This window comes from Protofrankia sp. Cj5 (genome assembly GCF_917627405.1).
Classification (GTDB): Bacteria; Actinomycetota; Actinomycetes; order Frankiales; family Frankiaceae; genus Protofrankia.
Map to the genome: position 1 here is coordinate 1 of NZ_CAKJTO010000167.1, position 7,175 is coordinate 7,175.

Sequence of the window (7,175 nt, forward strand, 5' to 3'; positions counted from 1 at the left end):
ACCCCTCGACATGACCGCGAGTTTCGGTCAGATGAACAACTGCCTGTCGTTTGTCAAGGTCGCTGACGACGGTACCCGTTTTACTCCTGAGGCGTCCCGCTGCGGACGCAGGATATAGCGGCGTTCACCAGCCGGGTCCAGCCCCCGATATCGGCAGTGTGTCCGGTTCTGGGGCTGTTCGCTGTCTCTGCCCGGAGACCTCCTTAGCGAGACCTCCGTTTGGAGCTATCCGACATGTCGCTTCTGGGACAGGCTGTAGGTGTGAGGCCACCAGCCCGTGCGGAGTCCTAAGGTGACTGAGCCCGTCGAAATCCTGCGTGCTTACCGTGTCACTCTTGATCCCAATCCAACCCAGGAATTGACACTCGCTCAGCATGCGGGTGCCGCGCGATGGGCGTTCAATCATGCGCTCGCCGTGAAGATGGCGGCACGGGAGCAGTGGAAGGGCACGGTTGCCGCATTGGTGGCGGCGGGCGCGTCCGAGGAAGACGCCCGCCGGCAGGCCAGGGTTCCCACGCCTACCAAGCCGGCTATTCAGAAGGCGCTCAACAAGGTCAAGGGCGATGATCGGCAGGGTGTCGCGGGCATATGCCCGTGGTGGCACGTCGTTTCGACATATGCCTTTCAGTCAGCATTCCTCGACGCGGACATGGCATGGAAGGCATGGCTGGACTCGTTGGCGGGCCGGCGTAGGGGACGCCGGGTCGGCTGCCCCCGCTTCAAGAAGAAGGGCCGTTCACGGGATAGTTTCCGGCTGCACCATGACGTGAGGAGACCGACGATCCGACCGGTCACCACCCGGCGGCTGTTGCTGCCGCGGATCGGTGAGGTCCGTACCCACGACAGCCTGAAACGGCTGATGCGCGCGCTCGATCGCAGATCTGGTGTCATCCAGTCGGTGACGGTCTCGCGGGGGGCACATCGCTGGTACGCGAGCGTGCTGGTCCGTGAGTGGATTGCGCTGCCAGCGCCGAACCGTGCCCAGCGGGCCGCTGGCACGGTCGGGATCGACCTCGGGCCCCGCTCTCCTGTCACCCTGTCCACGGGCGAGCGGCTCTTCACCCACCGGGCGCAAGCCCGGCATGCCCGCGCGCTTGCGAAGGCGTCCCGCACCGTCGCCCGGACGATGAAGGGCTCCCGGCGACGCGGGAAGGCACAGCGCCGGCTGGCACGCCTGCAGCACCTGGAAGCGGCCCGCCGGTCGACGGATATGCATCGCCTGACGAAACGCCTCGCGACCGGCTGGGCGATGGTGGCAGTGCCGGACCTGCAGGCCGCCGGCATGACCCACCCGGCTCGGGGGACCGGCAGCAAAGCCGGGGCGGGCCGCCGGCCCAGACGGGCTCTCAACCGGGTGCTCCGCGACATCTCTCCCAGCGAGGTGCGCCGGCAGCTCGATTACAAGACCGTCTGGTATGGCAGTAGGATTTCCATTGTCGACTATGGATATCCATCGAATAAGACCTGCTCGGCCTGTGGTACGGCAAAAACCACGCTGGCCTTGTCCGAGCGGGTGTTCCATTGTACCGCCTGCGGACTGTCGATGGATCGTGACGTGAACACCGCGCGCGCCATTGCCCGGTTCGCTGTCGCCTCCGATAGGGGGGAGACAGAAAACGCCCGTGGAGCGCCCGTGAGACCGATCCGTCCAGTTCGGACGGTGACGCGGGGCACGTCGATGCGGGAAGGCCCACCGACTGGTGGGTCACCCCAGTGCAGTGATGCGCAGGCATCCCCCCGCACCATAACCCAGACCGGAGAGGGCTCGGCCCACCGGCAGCAGGGATGATCACATGCTGCGTGCTACAGGTCAGTTCATGACCCGTTCGGCCCGCCGGCGCAAGGGATGATCGATGCCACCCGGAACGCGTCAAGGGATGTGCCCGTCCGGCCTACCGGCCTAGGGGATGATCGCTATGGAGTACGCCTCGTCGGTGGCGGACCGAGTCCGGCCCACAGGAGGGGAGGAGGGGAACGGATCGACCGTCGATCGTGATGGCCGCGGCAATGCCGGGAGCCGGTTGGGGGCTGTCCGGCCGTAGCCGGACATCGCCGCCGCGGCCCTTGGGCCCGCGGGCTGTCCGCGTAGCCGCCGCGAGGGCGGGGGCCGAGGATGCCTTCGAGCGGCCACCCATGCCGGCGGCAAGCAGCGGGTCACGGCTGTAGGTGCGTGGCCAGGATATACACGGGACTGCCGTCCGCCTGCTCACAGAAGCCGCCGGGAGCGTATCCCGGTTCCCGGCGGATCTCCAGTCGTTTCCATCCGGACCGGATGAGCAGATTCACAAGGGGGCCGATGACGTTCGGGTATTTTCCACTCCGGCGTGCCGCGGCCGTGTTTATTTTCTCCCCGCTGAGTGGCAGCATGCAGTATCCGCCGATTTTTCCATCCTTGTCGATGGATGCTTCGAGGCGTTGCCAGCCCGACTTTTTTGACAGCTGGACAAGCGTGGCTATCACATCATTTTTGTCGTTTTCCTTCTCCAGGAAATCAAGATATGCAACGGGTGTCGAGCCGCCATGGCCGGCTCTCCCGCACTCACGCGAGCAGTATTGATCATTTTTGTCCTGTATTAATGTGCCGCAGGACGTGCACATTTTTTCGCTCATTTTGTTTCTCCTCCGTGGCGGGTGCCTCGATTTCCGCAATTTGTTCGGTGGTGGCTGCGCGCGTTCTCAAGTCCTTTCAGTGGACTCCGATCTGACGATCTGACGATGATGACAAAGAACCAGGCGGGGAACAAGTCCTGACTTCGTGCGTACGCCAGCCTCGCCGCAAGCGAGCCACCGCCAGCTCCAGACGGATATCTCCGTTTGGAGCTACGGGAAATGCCGGCGGTATCACCATCGCCGTGAGCCCGCCGCCGTCCAGGTGGGGGTGTCCAGGTGGGGGTGCCGGGCCGAGTGGAAGCCCGTTACGGTCAGAACTGTCCCGGTGAGGCGTGCGGGGCATGCCGCTCCCCCCCGTAGCAGCAGCGCTCCCGTCCTCACCGGGACACCACGACCCGTTATGCAGCCGCGGGAAGGGTGCCTGACCCGTGGCGGTCCTGATGACCGTGCGGGCGGCGCTGGTATTCGGGGAAGCGGCCGATGCCGCGTCATGAGGAGGCGACATGGCTCTGTCCCCGTGGGACGTACAGAACAAGGTATTCAGCCCGACCCGGTTCCGCACCGGCTACAAGGAGGACGAGGTCGACTCCTTCCTCGACGATGTCGAGGACGAACTCACGAGACTCCTGGACGAGAACACCGACTTACGCAGGCAGCTCGACGAGGCCCGCCGCGCTGGCGGCGGCAGTTCCGCCGTTCCCGCACAGCTGCTGCAGGAAAACCAGCAACTGCGCAGGCAGCTGGAGGAGGCACAGCAGCGGAGCGCTCAGGTGACTCAGGCCTCGGCAGGTGAACCTCCCGCTCCCCGGCTGGCCGCCGCCCAGCCGGCCGCCGCCCAGGCCGCGGCCCACGTCCCAGGCTCCCAGCTGGACAGCGAGATCGAGCGGCGTGTCACCCAGACCCTCATGCTGGCGCAGCGCACCGCCGACGAGCTGTCGCAGCAGGCCCGTGACGCGTGCGAGCGTGCCCGCCGGGACGCCCATGCCGACGCGGAGCGCATTGTCAATGAGGCCCGCGCGTACGTTGCCGAGCAGCTCGGAGGCCTTGCCGACGACAAGCGCCGGTTGGAAGACCAGGTTGAGCAATTGTTGGCCTTCGAACGTGACTACCGTGCCCGGCTGGGCTCCTACCTGGAGATCCAGCTGCGCGATCTGGACGGGATACCGACGCGGCCGGCTATCGACGCCATGGCGGGCACGCCGATCGACCCGGGCACCGGATCCCCACCGCCGCTTCCGCCTGGGATCAGCATCGCCGCGCAGCCGATGCCCGCCCCGGTCGCCGCGCTGACTTTCCCGTCAGCCCACCAGCCCGTCTCGTCGCTGGCCGCCGGCACGCTGTTGTCCGGAGCAGACAGCAGCTGGTTCGATACTCCCGCTCCTGACCTGGAGCTGGCCCGTCAGGATGCCTGCGGAATGCGGGGTTTCTAGCCGGGCAAGGCGACCGGGGCGAACCGTGCATCCCTTCCCGCGGGTCGCTGGCCATCGGAACTACCTGGCGACGTGTCACCGACACGCCTGAGCGTTCGTTACCGTTGCGTTGCTCCCTCGTATCGTGAAAGCCAGCCCGCATCGGGTGACCGGCCAGCGACGTGAGGAGGTCCGGGCTGCCCGGACGTACCCGCAGGCGAGTGAGGGCGACGTTGGTTGACTCCATGTGCCTGGCCGCCTGCCCGCAATCGATCAGTTTGGTCGCGTCGGTCGCGTCGGTCGCGTCGGTGACGGAGCCCCCCATCACTGGCGATGACGCATCCCCGGGGGAGCCACAGCAGGGCCACCGTGTACAGGCCGACGGCCAGTGTGGTCATCGGCGTGGCTGTCAGCCCACACCAGCAGACAGAACTTGCTATTAACGTCCCAACCGATTGTCCGATCGGTCAATATTATGCGATCAGTCCGACACATACGGTTGCGGGGACGTGGACCCCGTCGGTGTGGCAGGAATCAAGGAGCGCAGCGGCATGCCCAGGTGGAGGCTCCGAGCCGACGTCCGAAGCCGATGCTCGTCGGCTTGTCGGCACGCCGGTGACCACCAGTACACACCCGTATCCGTTATCAGGGTATAGAGGCGAGCGGAACATACCATGATAGCGAGACGAAGTAGACACGAAGCGGAGTATCGGTGACTGATTCGACCATCATCTATACACACACTGACGAGGCCCCGGCCCTGGCGACGTACTCGTTCCTGCCTGTGGTCCAGGCATACGCCCAGGTGGCCGGTGTCAGAGTCGAAAGCCGCGATATCTCCCTGGCAGGGCGGATCATCGCCAGCTTCCCCGAGTATCTCACGGAGGCCCAGCGTGTCGACGACGCGCTCGCCGAGCTCAGCGGGCTGGCCAAGACGCCTGAGGCGAACATCATCAAGCTGCCGAACATCTCGGCTTCGATGCCGCAGCTGAAGGCGGCGGTCGCTGAGCTGCGGCGGCAGGGCTACGCGCTGCCGGACTACCCGGATGACCCGAAGACCGACGAGGAGCGGGAGATCCGCGTCCGTTACGACAAGGTCAAGGGCAGCGCCGTCAACCCGGCGCTACGCGAGGGCAACTCCGACCGCCGTGCTCCCGCGTCGGTGAAAAGCTACGCTAGGACCCACCCGCACCGGATGGGCGCGTGGCGCTCCGATTCGAAGACGAACGTTGCCACCATGGGCGCTGACGACTTCCGTGCCACGGAGAAGTCCACAGTCATCACCGAAGCCGGCTCGCTGCGCATCGAGCTGGTGGGTGAGGACGGCGCTGTCATCGTCCTGCGTGAGTCCATACCGGTGCTGGCGGGCGAGGTCGTGGACGCCTCCGTCATGCGCGTGGCCGCGCTGCGTGAGTTCCTGGTGGCGCAGATCGCCCGTGCCAAGGCCGAGGGCGTGTTGTTCTCCGTACACCTGAAGGCCACGATGATGAAGGTTTCCGACCCGATCATTTTCGGCCACGTGGTGCGGGCCTTTTTCCCGCGGACCTTCGCCGCCCACGGTGAGACGCTTGCCGCGGCAGGGCTGACTCCGAACGACGGGCTCGGTGGCATCCTCAAGGGCCTGGAACCCCTGCCCGAAGGCGAAGGAATCAAGGCTTCCTTCGCCGCCGAGCTGGCCGACGGCCCCGCTCTGGCGATGGTCGACTCCGACCGCGGCATCACCAACCTGCATGTGCCCAGCGATGTTATCGTGGACGCCTCCATGCCGGCTATGATCCGTACCTCCGGTCACATGTGGGGTCCAGACGGCCAGGAGGCGGACACCCTCGCGGTTCTTCCCGACAGCAGCTATGCCGGCATCTACCAGGTTGTCATCGATGACTGCCGGGCGAACGGCGCCTTCGACCCCGCGACGATGGGCTCGGTGCCCAACGTCGGCCTGATGGCACAGCAGGCCGAGGAGTACGGCAGCCACGACAAGACCTTCGAGATTCCCACCGCGGGCACGGTACGGGCCGTCAACGCGGCCGGCACCGTGCTCTTGGAGCAGGTGGTTGGCGCTGGCGACATCGTCCGTCTGTGCCAGACCAAGGACGCGCCGATCAGGGACTGGGTGAAGCTCGCCGTCACCCGTGCCCGCGCCACCGGCGACCCGGCGGTGTTCTGGCTCGATGAGAACCGTGCGCATGACGCGAAACTGATCGAGAAAGTCAGGGCCTACCTGCCTGAGCACGATACCCGGGGACTTCAGATTGAGATCATGGCGCCGACGGGCGCGATCGCGTTCTCCCTGGAGCGGATCCGTCGAGGCGAGAACACGATTTCGGTCACCGGCAACGTGCTGCGTGACTACCTGACCGACCTGTTCCCGATCCTGGAGCTTGGCACGAGCGCCAAGATGCTCTCGGTCGTCCCGCTCATGAACGGCGGCGGCCTGTTCGAGACGGGCGCCGGCGGCTCCGCGCCCAAGCATGTCCAGCAGCTGCTCAAGGAGAACTACCTGCGCTGGGACAGCCTGGGCGAGTTCCTCGCGCTGGCGGTCAGCTTCGAGCACCTCGCGCAGACGACGGGCAACGCACGCGCTCAGGTGCTCGCCGACACCCTCGACCGCGCGACCGCCACCTTCCTCAACGAGGACAAGTCGCCCAGCCGCCGCCTGGGCGGCATCGACAACCGCGGCAGCCACTTCTACCTGGCGCTTTACTGGGCGCAGGAGCTGGCCGCACAGACCGATGACGCCCGTCTCGCGGAGGCGTTCGCCGGCCTGGCCAAGACGCTCACCGCGCAGGAGCGGACCATCGTCGACGAGCTGCTCGCGGTTCAGGGCTCGCCGGCCGACATCGGGGGTTACTACCAGCCCGTCGCTACCATGGCCGCGGCCATCATGCGTCCGTCGAAGAGCTTCAACGAGGCCATCGCGGCCCTCGGCTGAGCAGCTCGCGGTAGTGCCGAAGGATGTGAGTTCGATGTTGTTCCCTGGTGGCCCAGGAACATGGGATTCACATCCTTGGCTGGCGAGCTGGCGAGCCGGTTGTTCCCCGCTGGGGCGGCGGAGAGGCCGTGTGCCACCGCTCTCGTGACCATGCGCGGTAGCAGGCCGTCCAGGGTCTGACGGCGCGGTGCAGGCAGGGCGCTTCGTGCCTGACCGGGAAAACG

At 66.2% G+C, this 7,175-nt stretch carries 4 protein-coding genes; 3 read left to right on the forward strand and 1 reads right to left on the reverse strand.

The genetic code is table 11. The features are described from left to right. Positions 1-292: 292 nt before the first annotated feature. On the forward strand, positions 293-1,789 hold the full coding sequence (locus MJ777_RS21600) for a transposase (RefSeq protein WP_239377623.1): 1,497 nt from the start codon (positions 293-295) through the stop codon (positions 1,787-1,789). A 365-nt stretch (positions 1,790-2,154) separates the two neighbouring features. Here the strand turns inward: MJ777_RS21600 and MJ777_RS21605 are convergent, their stop codons facing one another. Continuing rightward, positions 2,155-2,610 carry a hypothetical protein gene (locus MJ777_RS21605; RefSeq protein ID WP_239309290.1) on the reverse strand — a complete coding sequence of 152 codons (456 nt, stop codon included), beginning with the start codon at positions 2,608-2,610 and terminating at the stop codon, positions 2,155-2,157. Between the two features lie 503 nt (positions 2,611-3,113). Between MJ777_RS21605 and MJ777_RS21610 the strand changes: the two genes are divergently transcribed. Then, positions 3,114-4,040, forward strand: coding sequence for a DivIVA domain-containing protein (locus tag MJ777_RS21610; protein WP_239377624.1), 927 nt, complete (start codon positions 3,114-3,116; stop codon positions 4,038-4,040). Between the two features lie 691 nt (positions 4,041-4,731). Then, complete coding sequence (locus MJ777_RS21615; RefSeq protein ID WP_239377625.1) at positions 4,732-6,951, forward strand: NADP-dependent isocitrate dehydrogenase; 2,220 nt, start codon at positions 4,732-4,734, stop codon at positions 6,949-6,951. Positions 6,952-7,175 lie beyond the last annotated feature (224 nt).

What these genes read in the sequence shown, in the direction of transcription:
- MJ777_RS21605 (WP_239309290.1), bottom strand. Translation starts at nt 2,610, where the DNA reads ATGAGCGAAAAAATGTGCACGTCCTGCGGCACATTAATACAGGACAAA.
- MJ777_RS21610 (WP_239377624.1), top strand. Translation starts at nt 3,114, where the DNA reads ATGGCTCTGTCCCCGTGGGACGTACAGAACAAGGTATTCAGCCCGACC.